Source organism: Bifidobacterium sp. B4079 (genome assembly GCF_026537385.1).
In the GTDB taxonomy this organism is placed as follows: domain Bacteria; phylum Actinomycetota; class Actinomycetes; order Actinomycetales; family Bifidobacteriaceae; genus Bombiscardovia; species Bombiscardovia asteroides_I.
In genome coordinates this window covers 150159-170620 of record NZ_JAFNMH010000003.1, presented here as the reverse complement: position 1 = coordinate 170620, position 20462 = coordinate 150159, and the positions used below count along the sequence as shown (strand labels likewise).

At 60.5% G+C, this 20462-nt stretch carries 13 protein-coding genes; 9 read left to right on the top strand and 4 right to left on the bottom strand.

Going from position 1 to position 20462, the window contains the following annotated elements; genetic code table 11:
- Positions 1-42 precede the first annotated feature (42 nt).
- Complete coding sequence (locus J3T95_RS07400) at positions 43-408, top strand: TIGR02328 family protein (RefSeq protein ID WP_267450973.1); 366 nt, start codon at positions 43-45, stop codon at positions 406-408.
- A gap of 157 nt (positions 409-565) precedes the next feature.
- On the opposite strand, the gene J3T95_RS07395 is transcribed toward J3T95_RS07400, so the two are convergent.
- Positions 566-1816, bottom strand: coding sequence for an MFS transporter (locus J3T95_RS07395; protein WP_267450972.1), 1251 nt, complete (start codon positions 1814-1816; stop codon positions 566-568).
- Between the two features lie 538 nt (positions 1817-2354).
- Between J3T95_RS07395 and J3T95_RS07390 the strand changes: the two genes are divergently transcribed.
- Positions 2355-6878, top strand: a complete 4524-nt coding sequence (locus tag J3T95_RS07390) for a Spy0128 family protein (protein WP_267450971.1) — start codon at positions 2355-2357, stop codon at positions 6876-6878.
- A gap of 236 nt (positions 6879-7114) precedes the next feature.
- Positions 7115-7531: a glycerophosphodiester phosphodiesterase gene (locus tag J3T95_RS07385; RefSeq protein ID WP_267450970.1), complete on the top strand. Its 417-nt coding sequence runs from the start codon at positions 7115-7117 to the stop codon at positions 7529-7531.
- 74 nt (positions 7532-7605) lie between these two features.
- Here J3T95_RS07385 and J3T95_RS07380 read toward each other — a convergent pair whose 3' ends face one another.
- Positions 7606-8376, bottom strand: coding sequence for an MIP/aquaporin family protein (locus J3T95_RS07380; protein ID WP_267450969.1), 771 nt, complete (start codon positions 8374-8376; stop codon positions 7606-7608).
- 252 nt (positions 8377-8628) lie between these two features.
- Complete coding sequence (locus J3T95_RS07375; RefSeq protein ID WP_267450968.1) at positions 8629-12120, bottom strand: SNF2-related protein; 3492 nt, start codon at positions 12118-12120, stop codon at positions 8629-8631.
- Positions 12121-12280: 160 nt separating this feature from the next.
- On the opposite strand from J3T95_RS07375, the gene J3T95_RS07370 reads away from it, so the two are divergent.
- The 4 genes from J3T95_RS07370 (at position 12281) to J3T95_RS07355 (ending at position 17061) form a co-directional block, all read left to right on the top strand.
- A complete protein-coding gene (locus tag J3T95_RS07370) occupies positions 12281-13717 on the top strand; it encodes a DHA2 family efflux MFS transporter permease subunit (protein WP_267450967.1) in 1437 nt (478 codons plus the stop codon).
- A gap of 137 nt (positions 13718-13854) precedes the next feature.
- Positions 13855-15090: an FtsX-like permease family protein gene (locus J3T95_RS07365; protein ID WP_267450966.1), complete on the top strand. Its 1236-nt coding sequence runs from the start codon at positions 13855-13857 to the stop codon at positions 15088-15090.
- Entirely contained in the window at positions 15087-16097 is a 1011-nt protein-coding gene (locus J3T95_RS07360; RefSeq protein ID WP_267450965.1) for an ATP-binding cassette domain-containing protein, read from the top strand. The genes J3T95_RS07365 and J3T95_RS07360 overlap by 4 nt, the downstream gene beginning before the upstream one ends.
- Positions 16098-16119: 22 nt before the next feature.
- Positions 16120-17061 carry a hypothetical protein gene (locus tag J3T95_RS07355; protein WP_267450964.1) on the top strand — a complete coding sequence of 314 codons (942 nt, stop codon included), beginning with the start codon at positions 16120-16122 and terminating at the stop codon, positions 17059-17061.
- Here J3T95_RS07355 and J3T95_RS07350 read toward each other — a convergent pair.
- Complete coding sequence (locus tag J3T95_RS07350; RefSeq protein ID WP_267450963.1) at positions 17040-17705, bottom strand: HD domain-containing protein; 666 nt, start codon at positions 17703-17705, stop codon at positions 17040-17042. The genes J3T95_RS07355 and J3T95_RS07350 overlap by 22 nt on opposite strands.
- A gap of 231 nt (positions 17706-17936) precedes the next feature.
- On the opposite strand from J3T95_RS07350, the gene zwf reads away from it, so the two are divergent.
- Both zwf and J3T95_RS07340 read left to right on the top strand, forming a co-directional pair.
- The gene (zwf, locus tag J3T95_RS07345) at positions 17937-19418 is read left to right on the top strand and encodes a glucose-6-phosphate dehydrogenase (RefSeq protein WP_258561583.1); all 1482 of its coding nucleotides are present in this window, start codon (positions 17937-17939) and stop codon (positions 19416-19418) included.
- Positions 19415-20422 carry a glucose-6-phosphate dehydrogenase assembly protein OpcA gene (locus J3T95_RS07340; protein ID WP_267430808.1) on the top strand — a complete coding sequence of 336 codons (1008 nt, stop codon included), beginning with the start codon at positions 19415-19417 and terminating at the stop codon, positions 20420-20422. Before zwf ends, J3T95_RS07340 begins: the two co-directional genes overlap by 4 nt.
- Positions 20423-20462: the final 40 nt, after the last annotated feature.

Here is a 20462-nt window from a genome sequence, read left to right as displayed (position 1 = left end):
CTGAAGGAGGGGTTCACCTATGACCCCAATGAGGGGATCGTTATGCGACTGTGGCATCAGGATCTGATTCCGTTGCTTCCCAGACATCAGCTGCTGGGCCAGCACCGCGAGATAACCGCGCTGCGAGGCCTGGGCTGGGGTCGGCGGCATGCCACCGTTGACTACGTCTTCCGCCACTGCCCTTACAAGCTCTTTCAATTTCACCTGCTGGTCATGGCAACGATGCGCGAGCGCGGCTACCACCCTGATCCTGACTGGTATGATCCGCTTTACCGTGGCAAGCATTGCCCGCCATACAAGGATTTAACTGTCGTGCCGTTGACGGACCCCATCTACCCCGAGCACGATGCAACCTATCTGCAGGAGTGCTTGGAGAACTTGGCTGGGAAAGGCATCCATCTGACCTAAGGCGATCCTCAGGGCCGGCGCCAACTGAATGCTGCAGCCATACAATTCACTGATGTTTACGGCAATATTTGGGAACAGCCGTTTGAATCCGATTGTCTGCCCAGAGACTGTACTTCGTCCGACAGCCGGTCGGCGGAGCTTTGCCAACCGAAGAGCATCATTGCCGAGTGAGCCTGGCCACCGAAGGCACCAAGAGGGTAACCACCGCCAGCAAGAGCGCCAAAGGCAGCAGCGCCGGCCTGACACCAGTATGGTCTGCCAGAAATCCAATAGCCGGAGGAATGATCCATGAGACCCCGTAGTAAGCAGTGGAGATGACCGAGGCACGCTGGGGTGCCACGGCTGGATCCCTGGTTGCCAAGGTAGTGACAATAGGTACGCCCAGAGCAGCTCCGACACCCCAGATTCCAGTGCCCACAAGGCTGAGCACGAAAGAGGGCGAAAGAGCGTAGACCAGGATGCCCAGAGCCGAGACCAGCAGGGTCAGGGCCAGCGAACGCATGTTCCCCAGTCGCTCGATCAGATGCGTACCGAGCAACCTTGAGATGATCATGGCTGCAGCGAAGATCGTGGGAGCGAGACCGGCTTGAGACTCGGGGACGCCAAAGGCATCGACCAGGCCGATCCCGCTCCAGTCGTTGATGGCGCCCTCGCTGGCCTCCAGGGCTACGTTGATCAGAGCGAGCATGAGAACCAGGGCATCGCCCCAGGCCGCCAGCTGCTTGCCGAAAGCGGATGATTGCCCTGAACCCGCCTGCTGATCCGAGCATCCTTCGTCAGCGCTGCCCTTATAATCCCCTAGAGGCTGAGCCGGGCAGAGCAGGACGCAGGAGACTACCAAAGCCAGGCTAATCAGCGCATTGACCGCCAGGTGAGTGCCGATGGCCACGCCCAGATGAGACAGGAACGAGCCTAGTCCCAAGGCAAGAAACATGCCCAGGCTATATGAGGCATGGAAGCGCGGCATTATGGACCGAGAGGAGAATCGCTCCACTGCGCCGGCCTCGACGGTGTTGACCGTTCCCCAAAGGCTGATCCCAGCCGAATTGAAAAGCAGGCCCAAAACCACCCCAGGCGCTGAGCGCAGGGTGACGGCCAGGGCCGCGATTAACATGCCCAGGCACCAGGTAGAGGCTGCCAACAGCATGGCCCGGCGCACGCCCAGTCGATCGGTCAGAACCCCTGAGACCAGTATGCCAACCAGAGCGCCACATCCGCCCAGGATAGTCATCAGAGCCAGACCCGAAGGCTGCAGACCGAGGCCGGCCTTGACTGTTGGCAGTCGAGAAATCCATGCCGAAGTGCCGATGCCCATGATGATGAAGAACCCGTAGACAGCCGACCGCTCGCGCATTCCGTGACCCTGAAAATCGGCCGCCGGTGGCTCATGATGATCCCGTTCGCTCATGCGGGCCTCCCCCACTCTGTTCATAGTTGGCCCTTTTCTCCGGAGGCGCACAACAGTAGCGAAATCATAGCCAATGATTTTGTATACTGTTCCATATCACTATTATCGGTTGACTCGAAAAACATCGTGGATAGTTGGCCGGATGACCTCAGGGGGATGCCTGGCCCCATGCCCCAGGCGATCGTCGGCGCTCAAAAGGAGAAACGTGGCAAAGGGTAATTTGAGCGGAAGAGTCCTGGCCGGCCTGATAGCTATGGCCATGCTAATACCCGCCATTGCTATAGCCGGCAGTGGGCAGACCGCTGAAGCCCAGACCACCGCCTCCACACCGCTATCGGCAACAACGCGTAAGCAACAGGCTGGAGACAACAGAAAGACATCAGACAAGAGCAATCGAGTCCAAGCTACGGCAACCATTCAAACTTCGGCACCCCAATCAGACATAACTAAATCCGACACAGCCCGATCCACCTCTCCCAACCAGATTGCATCCATACAACCAAGCAACACAACGAGTGCCAAATCAACCCTCAATGACATGTTGGATACCGACAATGCCAGAGTCACCTCAATAAAACAGACCTCCCGCAGCACCGGCACCGCACCTTTTGACAATGACAATGCCCCCGGTGATGACCGCGATGCGGACAATGACATCGTGCGCTCTTTCGATACAGCGATATATGACTTTACCTTCTCTGTGAACTCCCTGAACGATACGTCTTACCGACAGGCTCGGATAGGCTTTCAATTCACGCTGAATCAACCTAAGAAACTGATCACTTTTGATCAGGACTCCATGCCATGGATAGACAATACGCCCGGCTATGAGCCCAAGCTAGAGCAAAAAAGCGTCAACGGTCAAACCACTCAGGTACTTACCGCTTACAGGCTCCTCACCGCTACATCGAACTCAGCTAACGTCATCCCAGGCACCTCAAGCGTCTCCCTGGTCCTCCAGGTTCGGAACATGGCCAATGGCAGCAGTTTCGCCCCCGAGGTCCAGGCCTGGTGTGCCCACGATGCCACGACCAGGACCGAACCGGCTTCTGCTGCATCAGATCCGGTGACCGTGTCAGCCAAGCCCAACCTCAACCTGAGAATCACCGGCGGAACCAACGAGGGCTCCGGTAATCAAACCTTTGACTTCGACACCCCAGCTGCCCATAACTACATCAATCATGAGCTGGGCAAAAGCAAAGGGATCATCAGCAAATTCAACTGGGCAGTTGACATGCGCTGGCCTGATCGATCCAAGGGCCTCAGAGGTCTGGAAGTGCCCACCGGCCCCATAACCTTCTCCATCTCTTTGAGTAACCTCTGGCAGACCAGCGGTGGAAAGGCCTTTCCCAAGATCGAGGACCTTCAGCCTTACTTCTGGGACATCGGCACCATTGACGGCGACTTCAACAACAGCGGACGCAACACCATCAGTCAGGGCTGGAGCCCCGCTTTCAACAACTACGACTACGCCCGCTCTACGGGTGGCCAGGCCGGGAAAGACCGCGTCCAAGGCAACGGTAAATACACGGTAGCAGAACACCGCAGCGATCAGGGTATCGTGCTGGATTTCAGTGTAGATGACTACCGGACAAACGACCCTTTCCCCAAATTTGGACATACCTATGCCTCAGATAGATGCACGACAATCTTAGCCTCGACCGACTGCTCACAGGTGGAAGTGGCCGAGATCTCCACCGGCTACCTATACGTCTTCAACCCTTCCACCGTCCAAGGCAAGGACGTGGCCAATTACTATGACCAGTCCGGCCTCAGCCTGCAGAGCCAAGTCAATGACGGTCGACTGAGGGCGACTTCGATTTCTGGACAGCAACTGCCTACGGTTTCTGACCCCAAGGATGTATCGAACCAGGCCGTCCAATCCGATGACGAGTGGCACAATGTCATCTTCACACAGGCCTCCGGCACCTGGAAGCCAGGCATCAGCAACATCATTCAATACTCTTGCATGTCTGCACCCAACTACTTTGACAACGGCGTAGACTGCGGTTGGTGGGATGCACCCGACAACAAGCAGGGGACCGACTCAGCAGTGGCAGGAACCCGAGTACGGATCATGGCTGGCTTCAACGCCAAAACCAGCAAGGCCGATCTGCCGCTGCTGGCTATGTCCCTGGTCAAGATCGATCCAAACGTCCTCGAATTGCCGAGCCCCAACCAAAAACCCCCTGAACCGAACCCTGGCCAGGATCCTTCTAACTTTATAGACCCTGTCCCCGAAGACCACGATCATTACCACAATGAATTGGGACTGCCTTGGCAGGGCAACGGCGTCTGGCAGAATGGCCAGGACAACACATTCGGCAATTCTTACCAGAATCTGACCATGGTCTTGTACGCAACCAAACGCGACGGTGGAACCTGGAACAACGACCAGGAGCAAGCCGATGCCGACATGAAGGATTTGAACTTCTACAAAACCCCAGATGAGGCGAGAAAGCACGGCACCATTGTAGGCATACTGCTGGGTGCCCGCACCGCTGCCTCTAGCAGCTTCGTTTACGACGACAACAACAAGAACAAGAACCCTCGGTACGGCTTTGGCGGATTTGTTGCCAACGTGCGCGCCGACGCTAAAGAAGGCTCGGTGGCCCAGCTGACATCAGTTTCACACGCTTTCACACGTAGCCAGCTAGCAAACCTATCCGGTTTAGACCCCGAAAACTCCAGCGACCAGGACTGGGAGGATTGGGCAGAAAAGCAGAATCCATACAATCTGTCCCAAAACCTCTCTCCTGTCTTCGCAACATCCACCGGAGGCTATACAAAGGCTCACTATGATCAAGCCAAAGGTTACCTAGGCGGCGACACCGGCGGCAACGAACACGGCGACAGCCTCTATGTAGCCGGCGAAGCCAGCACCATCTCCAATACTGTGGCACAGCGAGGCGCAAATTCCGACCCAAAAGGATCCTTCGACATAGACCGTGATCAGCGGTATGTCGACTGGCGGCTGACCATCAACACCGGCACTTCGGCCTCCCAGGCCAACAAGGTTGCCAAAACCGATCTTTACGTCACCGACGTGCTGCCGGCCAAACTTCACTACGTCCCCGGCAGCGCCAGACTGGGAGGCACCTATACCGAAGGCACACCTGAAATGGGACATATTGAGGGCGGAACAGTCTGTGAACCCTCGGTGAGCACCACTGAAAACTCCGGTGAGACCAAGCTAAGCTGGACACTGCCCGACATACCTGTAGATGGCAGCAACCACGTCATCTATTTCTCAGCCTCCATCGGAGACCAGACCGACCCAGGCAAAGACGTCGTCAGCCCCTACGAGAATCTGAAGACCCGTGCCGAAGTCCAATCAAAGCATAACATGTCAAACCCCAGCTCTTTCATGAGCACTGTCAGCACCTCGACCATTCGCGCTGTGCGCAATAATGCAACCAGCCTGTCCACCTCGCCCCAGCAAGCCATCAACGAGACCGGTGACCCTATCGGCTTCACCAACATGCTGAGCAATACTGCCGGCAGTAGCAAGGTGTATCACTATGCCGTCGACATCATGCCCTACCCTCATGCGAGCGGCAATCCCAGCAAACCCGACTTCCAAGGTAGTCCAACTCTCACCGATATGAGCGTGAAGCTCCTAGGGGTCGATCTGAAAAACATCCACATATACTACACGACAGATGCTCAATGGCAGGTGAACGACACCGCTTCCATAACACCCAGTACATTCCAAGACTGGTCCAAGGCTGAATTGGACCAAACTACAGGCAAAGTGAGCATGCCCCCAGTTGTGACCGCCTGGGCTTTCATGGTCGATGGACAACCTGGACAATTCCGTTGCGACATCACCTTCCACATAAACCCCGGAACAAACTCCCCCGGCAATCTTTACCGGAACCGCTGGGGCAACGCTCAGAATCAAATGTCCACCCAGGCCGTAGTGGCTCAGCGTTCTGTCAGCGGCATAGTCTGGTACGACCTCAATGGCGATGGGATCCGCACCGCCGATGACCCCTTGCTAAGCGGCGTCAGGGTGACCTTGCTTGACAACCAGAATAATCCTGTCAGATCGGTTGTAGCCCCCTATGATGATCTGAGCACGAAAACCAATGCACAGGGCAGGTACAACCTGACCAATATACCTGCCGGACAATTCCATCTCAGGTTTGATCCGGCTGATGGCACTGACTGGAGCCATCTAAACACCACCACTCCACAAGCTGACAGAGCTACCCAGAGCGAGAACTCTTCCGCCCGTGATCTTGCGGAAGGTGGGATCTTGAAAGCAGCCGTCATCGAGCTGGACGATTTCGAGCAGGCTGCAGAGATGGGCGCCGCTAGCCAGTCCCAGGACTTCAACAACTGCGGCCTGAAGGGGCTGATGAGCGCCGATCAAGTGGAAGCTGACATCCAAGTACAGCTTCAAGGCCGAGACTGGCTCGACAGTGATTCCTTCACCCTAAATGTCGAGCCCATGGATGAAGCGCCGGCTGCGGCCCTGCCTGAGCAGATTGACGCAACGGCCGAACACAAGGAACTCCAAGTGCCTGTCAAGATGGAAGCCTTCCCCAGCGACGGCACCTACCAATACCGTGTGAGCCAGGCAATCGGCAACATACCTGGTCTGACCTATGACAAAGGCAACGCGATACTGACCATCACGCTGAAAACCAATGCAGGTCAGTTGCACCGGACTGCTACTGCAAAGTGGACTGACGACAAGGGTCAGGAGATGACCAAGGCCATCTTCACCAACCGCTACCAGGCACAGCCGGCCACGCCGGATAAGCCAGATAAGCCCAACGACCCCGGCAACTCTGGCGAGCATGACAAGCCGAATCCGCCGGTGGAACTGAACAAACCAGGCGAGTCCGATCATGCACCCAGCAAGCCGGATCAAGCCAGCAATAGCCAATCTTCTGATGACCAAGCAAAGTCATCTGCAGGTTCCCAAGCCCTGGCCGCCTCAGGCTCAGACATAATCTTGCCTGCAGCGCTGACTGTCGGCGCTGCCGTCCTCGGCCTGGCACTGATGTGCCTGTTTCGGCATCGCAGGGATCAGGATGCTGACTTGGGCTGATAGTTCCCCGCATACGAGCACAGCTGGACCTATTCTTCGTTAGTGACAGGCACCCATGGCGAACCTCACGGTTCCCTGCACCTATCTGCAGGCGAAATTTGGTATTCTTGCAAGTGGAAGGAATCTTGCATCCAGAGGTGACCGTCGACGATGGATGGTCACCTGAACGGTCATGGCCCTGCATGGTCATGATGTCGATTGTCACACGTGCAGGCCGTCAGACAGAAAGGTCAGTCATGGCAGACGATACAGTCATTGTTGTTGATACTTCCATGTTCGAAAAAGATGCCGCCGCGAAGACCGCCAAGGCCAACGATGTCGCCCGCAAGTACGGCATCAGCGACGAGGCCCTCAAGAAGGTCGAGGATTACAAGGATCAGCTGAGCTATCACCAGGCATGGGATCTGCCATTCCTGGGCTACGTGGACGAGGACGGCTACGGATATGCCTATGTACCCAACAAGGCTGTCGCCGCCGATGGATGGGATGCCCATAAGGCTTTCCTGGACCTGCCTGATGATGTCCAGACGGCCTTCGCCATCCGCATGCTCTTCACTCACCGCGACGTCGACCGCCATGGTGCCGAGATGTTCCTCCACCATGGCCGCGGGCTGACGGTCCGCTTCCAGGAACCCACCTCAACCAGCTACTGACCTTGAGCTGACCGACTCACTCGGCCCTCGGTCCTGTCCTCCTGACAGAACCGAGGGCTTTTCCATGCCGACGATCAAGGCAGAAGCCCCATCCAGACAGGCGCCAGCACACCTATGCAGGCTCCGATGATCGGACCGACAAAGGGTATCCAGGCGTAGCTCCAATCCGCATCCTTCTCGCCGGACATGGGCAGAAGACAGTAAGCCAATCGGGCGGAAAAGTCACGTGCAGGATTCATGGCCGCGCCCGAAACCCCGCCCAGGGCCATGACCAGAACCGTGATGACCAGAGCCACGCCCAAGGGCCCGACCTGGGTAGGCGTCCCCCCATTCAGGAAAACCCAGGTAACGAGGATGGCCGTGCCGATGGCCTCCGATGTCAGATTCCAGAAATTTGAACGTATAGCAGGCTTGGTGCAGAAAACCATGAGTTTGGTATCTGTATCGGTCGGAAGTTCGAAATGCTTGCGAGTACCCAGGTAGCCCAGGCAGGTGCCAAAGAAAGCCCCCAGGAACTGGGCGGAGATGAAGATGGCCACATTGGCCACGGTTACGGGAATGCCGCCCTTGCCCATGGCCAGGCCGTTCAAGGTCGCTTGTGGATCAATCCAGTGGCCGACCACCCTGGCCAGGGTCACGGCCGGATTGAGATGGCCGCCTGTTCTCCACCCCACATATACGCCCACATAGACAGCGAGGCCCCAGCCCAGCGACGCGTTGATCCAGTCGGCTCGATAGGCCCCTGTCTTGGGGAGCGACCTGCTGGCGGCGACCATGACCGCGATGGCCATCATAAGGGCTGTGCCCATGAACTCTGAGCAGAACATCTGCACACCGCTGATCACGCTCTTCCCCCAGCTTCCTGTCATCAAAGGAGCTGAAGACGGCCAGGCTCCCATAACCCGAATAATCGACTGCTGCCAAACCTGGAAACCGCCGAAGAAGCAACCGTCAACCTGCTCATGCACGTAGTCTTTCGATTCGACTACCGCATCAAGAATAACCGGAACCGTGGCCCAAAGGCCTCGCCATCGACGATGCCGCTACATTCAAGACCACTGACTAGCAGATTCAAGCAGATTCATATCCAGACGCGATCAACCCAGCAGGGCCAGGAGGTCCTTTCTGTTCAGCCTGGCCACACCGGCGGCGCCAGTGGAGGCGGCCGAATCGACAAAACGCGAGGCCAGGTCGCTCTTGCTGTGCTGCAGATTGAGGATGCGTTCCTCGATGGTGTCTTTGGCTACGATCTGGTAGACGTTGACATCCTGGGTCTGGCCGATCCGGTGGGCGCGGTCGTTGGCCTGCTCCTGGGCGGCGGCGTTCCACCAGGGGTCCGCATGGACCACCACACAGGCTCCGGTCAGGTTGAGCCCGGTGTTGCCGGCTTTCAGGGAGATCAGGAAAACCGGCGTAGCATCCCTATTGAACTGTTCCACCAGCTCCAGCCGACGCTTCTTTGATGTGGCGCCGGTGATCAGATCGTAGGACACGTCCAGCCGATGGAGCCGCTGGGCTATCAGGTCAAGGTAGGAGGTGAACTGGGAGAAGATCAGCATCTTACGTCCGGCATCCTGGCAAGAGACCACCAGATCCTCGATAGCATCCAGCTTGGCCGAATCGCCGCGCCGGTCCCGGCCTTGACCCTGGTAGACCAGACGCGGATCACAGCACACCTCCCGCAGCCTAGTCAGCTGAGCCAAGACCTGAATTTTGCCAACCTCGTACTCCTGATCCTTTTCCTTGTTGAGGGCAGCCCTCAGCTCCTGCTCCAGGGCGGCATAGAGCTTGCGCTGACGACCCTGCAAGGGCACGCTGATCACGTTTTCGATCTTTTCGGGCAGATCAGTCAGCACCTGTGACTTGAGTCGGCGTAAAATAAAGGGTCCCACCAGGGCCTGGAGCCGGGACTGGGCATCCTGGTCGCCGCTGAGTATGGGCATCTCGAAGCGGTCCCGGAAACGGGAGTAAGGGCCCAGCATCCCAGGCATCAGGAAGTCGAAGATGCTCCAAAGCTCGGACAGCCGGTTCTCGATGGGCGTGCCAGTCAGGGCGAACCGGTGCAGGCTGTCCAGAGCGCGTACAGCCCGGGCGGCCTTGGTGGCATGGTTCTTGATGTACTGGGCCTCATCCAAGACCAGGGCATACCAGGGCAGACCGCGGTACCGGTCCAAGTCCCGCCTGAGCAGATCGTACGAGGTGATCAACAGGTCGTAGGACCTCGCCTGATCCAGCAAAGCCTGACGCTGGCTGCGCCCCCCAGCCAGGACCCCCACCCGCAGACCAGGAGTGAAGCGGCGGCACTCGGCCTCCCAGTTGTAGACCAATGAGGCCGGGCATACGATCAGCGAGGGTCCCCGATCCTTGGCCTGATCCTGACGGGAGAGCAGGTAAGCCAGCATCTGTATGGTCTTGCCCAGACCCATCTCGTCGGCCAGGACACCCCCGAATCCGCGGTCGCTCAACGTACATAGCCAACGCAGCCCCTCCGCCTGATAGGGTCTGAGCCGCCCGCGCAGACCGTCGGGGACCCTGAACCCATGGGGATCGGGCTGGTGTTCCTTCAGGTAATCACGGAAGCTTGAATCGCGGTCCTGCTCGGGCACCAGCGCATCCAGGTAGCCGAGCTGGAATTCAGGCACCCGGACCGGCCCCTTGGCCAGATCGGCTGGATTGATGCCCAGGTCTTCGGCCAGGGTGTCCACAGCCTCTGTGTTCAGATCAGCCAACTCGACGAAAGCCCCGTTGCGCAGACGATGGAAGCGCCGCCGACGACGGTGGTCGGCCAGGATGGCGGCGGCCTCCTCGGGCCGTACTTCGTCAGCGATGGGCGAGATCTCGACCAACCCGGAACGCACCCGCACACCAACACGGATCTGCGGATGAGAGACGACACTGAGCCCGTCAAAGGCCGGCGTGGAGAAGACCCGCCCCAGCCCTTTGAGCACAGGCAGGCCCCTGGTCAGCAGGGTGTGGATGGCTTCCTCGTTCTCCTCGGGGATGCGTGCCAGCCCCTCCTCCATGAGAGGGAAATAACGGCGGACCGTCTGCCGGGCCAGAGACTCGTTCTCCCGATCCCTGCCGGTTTCATCCTCGGAGCCGGGATCAGCGGCGACAGACAGAAGACGATCCCCATACCGGGCCTTGAGATCACAACTGACCCCCTGCCGGTCCCGGTCCAGGTAAAGCTCGATCCTGCAGGACGGACGCCGTCGGGCATCCAGCTCCTCGGGCAGGCTGGCGGAGAGCCCGGATCCCTCCTGGGCGCCCTGATCCAGGTCGGGCAGCACGGTCCGGACGAACAGGTCCAGATCATCGGCATCCAGGTGCAGATCCCGATCCTCGCCAGGGCGGCAGAGGGTCTCCAACAGGTCCCGATGACGCATGAAACGTGCACTGCAACGGTGGATGACCGGCCCCGGATCCAGTCCGGAGCCGAGCTGCGAGGGACGCACGATGACGAAGGAAAAAGCCTGGCCTACGATGAAGCGCTCCACGCCCAAGGCATGGGTTATACGGTAACCGTCCGCCTCCTTGCTGACTGCGATGCCAGTGTCCGGGTCCCCGTCGACCACTGGGGCAGGCATGGTCTGCAGGAAGGAATCCTCGGGAGGCGTGTAGTCCAGGGTGAGCCCAGAGTCCACAAACAGGTCGAGAATCTGCGCCACCTCGTCGTCGCTGAGCCGGATCCCAGCCAATCCTGCGCGTGTAAGACGGCGGCGCATGCCCCCCTGCTGTTCGGCCAGGCTGCGGCGGATGGCGCCGGCTCTTTCCAGAATGGTCAGCAGAGCCTGGGCCCGGTCATCAAAAGTGTCACGAGAATGAATGAAGGCCAGCCGCCGCCCATAAGACAAGAATTCGCCCTGGTCCACGGCACGCAACAAGGCCGGCAGATCCTTGACCAGGTAGGCGACCCCGTGGGAGGACAGGATGATATGCAGACGGACCAGCCAGCCTCCGCGCTCGCTGGTCAGGTCGGGGATCAGCCCGACCGAACCGATGGGCAGGTGACGGCCGCCGACCGGCCCGTTCTCCTGTTTGAGCAGGCTCAGCTGGCGGTCGCGAAAGGCCTGCCGTCGCCGAGCCTCCTGTCGGTGCATGTAGGCTGCCAGAGGTCCTGAGGTCGACCGGGCGGACCGGGATCGACCCTGGTCGCCGGCCCAGTCGTCCGAACCTGCAAAGACCTGGCTGGACTCGTTGTAGGCCATGATCAGGGCGACTACATGCTTGCATGCAGGACCTTGGCGTCCAAAGGCCCGGCAGGTGCAGGAGGAGTCGATGACCCGATGGGCCTGCTCGTCCAGCCGAGCCTGAACCATGCAGTCGCCATCCGGTTGATAAGTGGCGGGCACACGCCCCTTGAGAACGGTCAAAGCCCCCAGGTGCCGCAGGCGCAGGTCAGTAAAGCGGCGGTCATCCAGCAGTTGATGGGCACGGAAGTAGGCCTTGCCGCCCAATCGACGCAGAGCGGCGTCGGAGATGGTGTCCGGGTCGCCGAAGGTCCGTCCCTCTTCATCGCCTGGATCATAGAAGCCATGGCCTCCTGAGCCAGCGGCTCTTGACCCGTAGACCGCTGCATGCCAATCCACACGCACCCTCCTTATGGCTTCTGACGACCATTCCCGAGCATAACCTTTTCCGTCCCGATGCGGCACGCCTTCGGCGAAGCGAGTAGACATGCCGACTTACGAAAAAATGGCAGCCTCCCTAAGATGGCGTCCTGTTTGTCTGAAGAAGGAGATCATTATCGTGCAAAACACGTCCACCTCTGCCTCTGTTCACCGGTCACGCCCGGCCGTCCCCCACCCCTGGCTGGCCATCGCCGCGCTGATGATCGGGGCCTTCGTGGGCATGCTGAGTGAAACCTCGCTCAATATCGCCCTGCCCAACCTGATGGAGAGCTTCCAAATCCCTGCCGCCACCGTCCAGTGGCTGGTCACGGGATACATGCTGGTCATCGGCATCGTCCTGCCCTTTTCCAGTCTGATCTCCAAGTGGTTCACCACCAGGCAGACCGTGATCTTCGGCCTGGTCGCCTTCCTGGCCGGCTCGGTGGTCTCGGCCATGGCCCCCACCTTCCCCGTCCTTCTGACGGGACGGCTGATCCAGGGTATCGGCACCGGCCTGATCCTGCCGCTCATGTTCACCGTGGCCATGCTGATCTTCCCACCTGCCCGTCTGGGCACGGTCATGGGCATGTGCGCCCTGGTCATCATGTTCGCTCCCGCCATCGGCCCGACCCTGACCGGAATCATCCTGGGCAAGCTGACCTGGCACTGGATCTTCTGGTTCTTCACCCCATTCCTGGTTGTGGCCCTTATCTTCGCTGTCTGCTTCCTAAAGAATGTAGGGACCATCACTCACCAGCGACCCGACCTGGTCTCTATTCTGGAGTCAATTGTCGGCTTCGGCGGACTGGTGGGAGGAGTCAGCCTGGCCAGCCGGTACGGATGGCTTTCCCCCGTCACCCTGATCATTCTGGTTGTGGCCCTAGTAGCCCTGGTCCTCTATATTCGTCGCCAGCTGGGCCTGGAACACCCGGTGCTCAACCTGCGCATCTTCTCCATTCCGGCCTTCCGCTACGGTGCCACCCTGGTCATGCTGGACTTCGCAGTCATCCTCTCCTCCATGTATCTGCTGCCCCAGTTCCTGCAGCGGGGGCTGCTCCTGCCCGTGGCCATGACCGGCATCCTCATGCTGCCCGGGGGCGCCATCAACGCCTTGGTCTCAGCCTTCGCCGGCCGGCTCTATGACGGCTTCGGAGCCCGCATGCCCGTCCGTTGCGGATTCCTTATCGCACTGGTAGGGACGATCATCCTCCTGTTCACCAGCCCGCACACCCCTGTGGCCCTGGTGGTAGCAGCCCACATCATTTTGATGATCGGCTGCCCCCTGGCCATGTCACCGGCACAGACCTACGCGCTCAACTCTCTGAACGGCCCACAGTCCGGCGACGGAAGCACCATCATCAACACCATGCAGCAGATTGTGGGAGCCGTGGCCACAGCAATCACCACCTCCCTGCTGGCCATGGGCGAAGGGCAGGCAGCCGGAGCTGATAAAGCCCAGGCCTTCACCAGGGGCACCCACTGCGGATTGATCTTTACCCTGGTGCTGATTCTGGCTGCTCTGGCCGTCTCCCTGAAGGTGCGCAACTTCTCCCATGCCGAGCGACCAGAGGCCTAGCAGGACATTCAGCAAGCTCCAAGTTCGCACCGCTAGCTTGGGAGCGTCCTTGGCTAGACTGGAGGACGGCGACCGGACTTAAGGCCCGCCATTGTGGGCCGCCCGGTCACCCCTGGAACGCTATCAGGAAGGGTGTCATGTTCGTTCTCAAGAACGCCTGGTTCACCATCAGGCGGCATGCGGCGCGGAGCCTGGTCGTGGTTCTGGCCTGCCTGGTCGTGACGGCTCTGGCCACGACGGCGGCCACCGTACTTCAAGCTGACACCAGGGCACGTACTATAGGCTACGAATCCCAACAGGTGGACGCCGTCATCAGCCCGCGCAAGGGAACCAAGGCCTCCCCCCTGGGCTGGAACGAGTATTCCAAGTATGCCCAGCGCCTGCAGATGGATGGCTTGCAGTACAAGGCTTACTTCCATGAGACCGCGAATATCAGCCCGGAGGGGCTGCCTCAGTCAGGCGCCTACTCCCTGGTGGGTGTCTCTGACAAGGCAGCCGAGCCCACCCTTCCTCACGGCCCCTTTGTGCTGGACCAGGGCAAGGGGCTGGACTACGCCTCACAGAATGCCTCAGGCACCCAGACTGTGCTGATCTCCAAGCAGATGGCACAGGCCAACAAGCTCAAGATGGGCGACACCCTGACCATCAAGGATCCCCGCCAGCAGGGTCAGCAGGTCAAGCTGACCGTCTCGGGCATCTATCACTACCGCAAAGCCGCCGACCAGGCAGCCAACCGAGCCATCTACACGGCCTATCCCACCTTTGCCATGCTGGGGCTGGATTCGGCCAGCAAGCCCGGTGACCCTGGTCACGAACTGCTCGTTGCCTTCGTTCTGGATTCGCCGAGCACCTACCAGAAGTTTATCAAGGAGCTGCGCAAGGACGGGCTCAAGACCTCGCAGTACGACATCGACTCCCCCAGCCTGAAGGCCTACCAGCGGCGGATGGAGCCGGTCCACCAGGCCGCCGACCAAGCGAGAACCGCCATCATCCTGGCCTGCCTGCTGGGCGGGCTGATTCTGCTGGGCTGCCTAATCCTCATGCTGCGCGGTCGAGTCAACGAAATCGGCATGGCCATCACCATCGGGGTTCACAAGGCCCGGCTGGGCTGGCAGTTCGCCTTGGAGACCCTCTTGCTCACCCTGCCCGGACTGGCCCTGGGCCTGGCTTTGGGCGCCGCAATCAGTCGGCCGCTGGGCCGGTCGCTCTTCCGGCTGGGGAGCCTGGCCAGCATGCCTGGTGCTGGTCTGATCTGGAAGCTCATCCTGATTGGCCTGGCCGTCTGCCTGGTCCTCGCACTGGCAGCAGCCGCCAGGGTGGCGGCCTTCAGAACCGCCCAGCTATACACCAACGACCTGGAGGACGAGGCATGAGCGAAAAGACATCGGACCAGCGGTCAGACGAAGAGTCCCAGGAAAAGGCTGAGGCCAAGGCCGCCGACCAGGCAGAAACTGATCAGAAACAAGCGGTTCAAGCAACGGCCGACGCTGAGCAAAAAACCGGCGAGAATGCCAGCGCCGAACTCCTGCACAGATCCGGCGAAGAAGCAGCTACTCAGACGAACAAGAAGTCCGAGGAGGATGCTTCCTCTGAAGAGGACGTGTCGATGGCCGCTTTCAAGGTGGTCATCGAGCAGGACAATGCCGAAGATCCCGACGACGGTAAGGAGGAGGGCCCGCTGCTGGAAACCGATGACCAGCGGGTGCTGGTTCCTGGCGGCTATCCGGTGCTCTCCCTGAAGCACGTGGATTACACGCGCAAGGTCCAGGGTCGCCCCGAACAGATCCTGGACGATGTCGATCTGGAATTCCAGCGTCGCCGCATCTACTCGGTGGAGACCACCTCGCCGTCCGGAAGGGCCGCTCTGATGGCCCTGATAACCGGCCTGCGCGCCCCCACCCAGGGCAGTGTGCTCTTCCGGGGCACGGACCTGCGTCAGTTGCTGGCCTCCGACTATCGCGGCCACCAGATTGGAGCCATCTTTGGTACCGATGCCCTGAGACGCGACTTGACCGCTGTGCAGAATCTTGTCTACACCATGGATGCCAGCGGGCGCACTTTCCTGGGTCCCAAGGACAATCTGGCCCGTCATCTGCTGGATGAGGTGGGTTTCCCGGAGCATCTGCAGGACAGGCTGACCGCTGATCTGAGCCACTTGGACTTCCGTCTGGCATCCGTGGCCCGTGCCCTGTGCTGCGAGTGCGACGTGCTCGTCGCCGACGAACCCACCGAGGGGCTGGAACCGGGCGACTGGGACACCCTGCTGGCCACGCTGAAGCGGGTCTCCCGCCGTCATGACTGCACTGTGATCATCCTGACCTCAGGCGGTTCGGACACCGTAGACGAGGGCACCTACGACGACCGATTCATCGTCGATTGAACTCCAACCCTCCGGGCCGAGGATGGACAGCACTGCACTGGCTTGCTCAGTCATCACCCATGAGGAGTGGATACCCAGGGTCATGGCCGAACAAATCGATTCGTGCAGCAAGGGCCCAAACCCGCAACAGCGGGTCATTCTGCATCATCACCATGGATTCGGACCCGTTCGGGAGGTCGGCGTCAAGGAAGCCGTATGGATCACGCCAGGGCTGCTAATCGCCCAGAACGCCTGGCTGGCATCCCAAGGCCGTCCCTCATGGGTCCTGTCAGCCCCACCGACCATGTGGCTGGATGGGCTGGACCGATCCCTGACCGGACGCAGGATTCTGACTGTGACGGCTGGAATCATCCTGACCTGGCGCCGACTGCCATCGGGCCTGGGGAAGCGCCCCTGGTCGCAGCTGGCCGCCGGCCGGGTATCGGGCCTGCCTGCAGCCCGACGAACCCTTGAAGATCTGCAGAGCGATCTGCGGACGGCCCCTGCACGATCGCTGATTCGCATCCAGGCCCATTTGCCCAGTATCCATGAGGAGTGGCGGGTCATCATCGACAGGGGCCGGATTGCAGCCTCCAGCGGTTACTGCCTGCATGAAGGCGAGGACTCCAGAGTCATTACCACGGTCTTTGACGGCGCCGTTTTCGATCCCAGGCATCAAACGATCGCCGAAGGCTGTGCCCTTCAGGCAGCCAAGGGTCGATCTCCTGCTCCGATCAGCGTGGATCTGGCCTTCCTGCGCGGGTCGGATCGGCCTCTCATTTTGGAAGGAAACCCGGTCTGGTGTGCAGCCCCTTACGCTTATGGATCGCAGGGCATGGCCTCTTTCCTGAAAGCCGTCGCAGCCTGCCGGACCGATCCAGTCGACCCCTATCAACCAGACCCGTGGATGCTGCGTGAATTCGGCGGCCGCTTCCGCAGTTCCTGGGGGCCGGTCCGGCCGGATCAGACGATGGTCATGCCATAGTGCTGAGCCAGGGGCTGCAGGTCCGGCACTCCATACCGGGCTACTAGTTGCCTCCAGCGGGCCAGATTGTCGGGACCATACTTGGCCGTGCGCTTGGCGGCAGTGGGCTCGGAGACGAAGATAGGCGGCTGGTGCTTGCTGTGGAACTTGTCCGCATACATGACCACCTCCTGCTCGGGGTTGACCGGCAGATAGTCGTCCGACGGCAGGTTCAGATGCTCCTCCTCCACCTGGCGGCGGGTCAGCCCCACCCCAGTGTGGTTGCGTGCAAACTGAGCCACCGACTCGTCCACCCCAGCGTCCAGCAGCAGGCGATAACCCTCCAGCCCGTGTTCGATGTACCGCTGACCCTGGAAGGTCAGAGGCCGACCCTGGGAGCCGTCATCCTTGAGGATCCGGTAGGTGCCGATGTCGTGCAGCAGGGCACCTGTGCGGACCAGGTCACGATCCAGCGGCCGCTCGGGCAGAACCCCGTCAGGGTCATCACCGCGCAGCAGGCGTTCGTTGACCTGGTCGGCCATCCGCACCGCGAGGGCGGCGATGATCTGGCAGTGGGTGTGTATCAGTTCATAGGCGGCTTGTGAGGGCGCATACTGACGGTGCAGGGCTTCGGCCATGGGAACATTGGGAATCATACCGACCATTCTAGGGATCCTTGCCGCAAATGTGACCTTTGCGACGCTTATGCACCTTCAGCGGATAATCAGCCCTGCCTTCTATTGCCGACAGTAGACTGGGAGCCACGGTATTTCACGAGGAGCACTATGGACACTTCACCACTTGCGCGCTCCGCCGACCAATCCGCTCCCCCCGACGAGGACGGCGGCCGACAGGCGCCCTGGCACAACCCCCTGCTGGACCCCCGCGATCTGCGCATGCCGCGCATCGCGGGCCCCAGCTCCCTGGTCATCTTCGGCGTCACCGGCGATCTGGCCAAGAAAAAGCTTCTGCCGGCCGTCTATGACCTGGCCAACCGGGGACTGCTGCCAGCCAGCTTCGGGTTGATCGGCTTCGGGCGGCGCGACTGGAGCGACCCGCAGTTCGTGGCCTTTGCAGAGGAGAACGTCCGCGCCCACTGCCGCACCCCCTTCAACGAGTCCACCTGGCGACATCTGAGCCAGGGCATGCGCTTCGTCAAGGGCAGCTTCGACGATGCGGAGGCCTTCCGTCGCCTGTCGGCCACCGTCTCGGAGCTGGACCGGGTCCGGGGCACCCGTGGCAACCATGCCTTCTACATGTCGGTGCCGCCTAAGGCCTTTCCCCAAGTGGCCCGCCAGCTGGCCGAATCGGGGCTCTCCCACTCCACCCAGGGGGCCTGGCGACGGGTCATCATCGAGAAGCCCTTCGGCCGCGACCTGGCTTCGGCCAAGGAGCTTGACCGGGTGGTCTCCCAAGTCTTCGAGCCGGATTCGGTCTTCCGCATCGACCACTATCTGGGCAAGGAGACTGTGCAGAACATCCTGGCCCTGCGCTTTGCCAACATGATGTTCGAACCAGTCTGGAACTCCAACTACGTCTCCCACGTGCAAATCACCATGGCCGAAGACATGGGCATCGGCGGCAGGGCCGGCTACTACGACGGAATCGGAGCGGCTCGGGATGTCATCCAGAACCACCTCCTGCAGCTGATGGCTCTGACGGCCATGGAAGAGCCGGTCTCCTTCTCAGCATCAGATCTGACAGCCGAAAAGACCAAGATCCTTTCCGCTGTCCGCCTTCCCAAGGATCTGGCGGCCCACACCGCCCGGGGCCAGTACACGGCAGGCTGGCAGGGCTCCCAGCATGTGGTCGGCTACCTGGATGAGGACGGGATTGATCCCTCCTCTACCACCGAGACCTATGCGGCCATCAGGCTGGACGTGGATACCCGCCGCTGGGCTGGCGTCCCGTTCTACCTGCGCACAGGCAAGCGCCTGGGCAAGCGGGTCAGCGAGATCGCCATCGTCTTCAAGCGTGCACCTCATCTGCCCTTCGAGGCCACAGCCACCCGGGAACTGGGCGCCAACGCCGTAGTCATCCGCGTACAGCCCGATGAGGGCGTGACCTTGCGTTTCGGGGCCAAGACTCCCGGCTCGGCCATGGAGGTGCGCGACGTCAACATGGACTTCTCCTACGGGCGTTCATTCACCGAGGCCTCCCCGGAGGCCTATGAACGGCTGATCCTGGACGTGCTCCTGGGCGACCCTCCCCTCTTCCCCACCACCGAGGAAGTCAATCTCTCCTGGAAGATCCTGGACCCCATCGAGGAGTTCTGGGCCGGACAGGGCCAGCCCCAGCCCTACTGCGCCGGCACCTGGGGTCCGCGGGAGGCTGATCTGATGCTGGCCCGCGACGGATACCACTGGAGGATGCCATGATCGTCAGACTGAACAACACCACTACCTCCGCCATCGCCCAGGAGATTGACGAGCTCCACGTCGAACGTGGAGAGGCCGCCCAGGGAAGAGTGCTGACCCTGGTCATCGTCACCGAGCAGGCCCATCTGGAGACGGCCCTGGAGACCGTAAACGCCGCAAGTCGTGAACACCCCTGCCGGGTCATCGCCATAGTGACCAATGCCGAAGACCATCAGGCCGAGCAAGAGGCGGACCAGCGGACCGCTGCGGCACAGTCCTCAGAAGATTGCGTCTCCTACAAGAACACCAACCATGACGGTGACCGCACGCTGGATGCCGAAATCCGTTTCGGATCAGATGCAGGAGCCGGCGAGATAATAGTGCTCAGGCCGGTCCTGGCCCTCCTGAGCCATTCCGATGCCTTGGTCATCCCGCTGTTGGTCCCGGACGCCCCCCTGGTGGTCTGGTGGCCCGCCAATCCACCCCAGGACCCATCCAAGGACCCGATCGGGGCCATGGCCACCAGCCGCATCACCGATGCCATGGAAGCCGACGACCCACAGACCGCCTTCACCTCCCTCCTCAAGCATTCGGGTACTGCTGACGTGGACCTCTCCTGGACAAGAACCACGATCTGGCGAGCCTTGCTCGCTTCCATGATGGATCAACCACCGCATCTGCCCGTAACCTCAGTGCGGGTGACCGGCCAGACGCACTTCCTGCCCTTGGAGCTCCTGGCTTCCTGGCTGGCTCTGAAGCTTGGGGTGCCGGTCACGATTGAGCGTGATCCACAGGCCCAGGCCATCACCGGGGTCTTCTTCAAACGCAGCGACGGAACCATGAGCATGGAACGTCACAAGGCCGACCAGGCCAGAATCAACCAGCCTGGCCAGGCCAGCCAGACCATCTCCATGCCTTTGCGAACCGCCGTTGACTGCATGAGCGAGGAAATGGGACGTCTGGATCCTGATGAGGTCTATCGGGATGTCATCAGCAGGGGCTGGCCCATGGTGCATGAACGGTGACCAGATGACGGCTGGCTCGGCGCCGGGAGCCACTGGAGGC

What these genes read in the sequence shown, in the direction of transcription:
- J3T95_RS07400 (WP_267450973.1), top strand. Translation starts at nt 43, where the DNA reads ATGCGACTGTGGCATCAGGATCTGATTCCGTTGCTTCCCAGACATCAG.
- J3T95_RS07395 (WP_267450972.1), bottom strand. Translation starts at nt 1,816, where the DNA reads ATGAGCGAACGGGATCATCATGAGCCACCGGCGGCCGATTTTCAGGGT.
- J3T95_RS07390 (WP_267450971.1), top strand. Translation starts at nt 2,355, where the DNA reads ATGTTGGATACCGACAATGCCAGAGTCACCTCAATAAAACAGACCTCC.
- J3T95_RS07385 (WP_267450970.1), top strand. Translation starts at nt 7,115, where the DNA reads ATGGCAGACGATACAGTCATTGTTGTTGATACTTCCATGTTCGAAAAA.
- J3T95_RS07365 (WP_267450966.1), top strand. Translation starts at nt 13,855, where the DNA reads ATGTTCGTTCTCAAGAACGCCTGGTTCACCATCAGGCGGCATGCGGCG.
- J3T95_RS07360 (WP_267450965.1), top strand. Translation starts at nt 15,087, where the DNA reads ATGAGCGAAAAGACATCGGACCAGCGGTCAGACGAAGAGTCCCAGGAA.
- J3T95_RS07355 (WP_267450964.1), top strand. Translation starts at nt 16,120, where the DNA reads ATGGACAGCACTGCACTGGCTTGCTCAGTCATCACCCATGAGGAGTGG.
- J3T95_RS07350 (WP_267450963.1), bottom strand. Translation starts at nt 17,705, where the DNA reads ATGGTCGGTATGATTCCCAATGTTCCCATGGCCGAAGCCCTGCACCGT.
- zwf (WP_258561583.1), top strand. Translation starts at nt 17,937, where the DNA reads ATGCCGCGCATCGCGGGCCCCAGCTCCCTGGTCATCTTCGGCGTCACC.
- J3T95_RS07340 (WP_267430808.1), top strand. Translation starts at nt 19,415, where the DNA reads ATGATCGTCAGACTGAACAACACCACTACCTCCGCCATCGCCCAGGAG.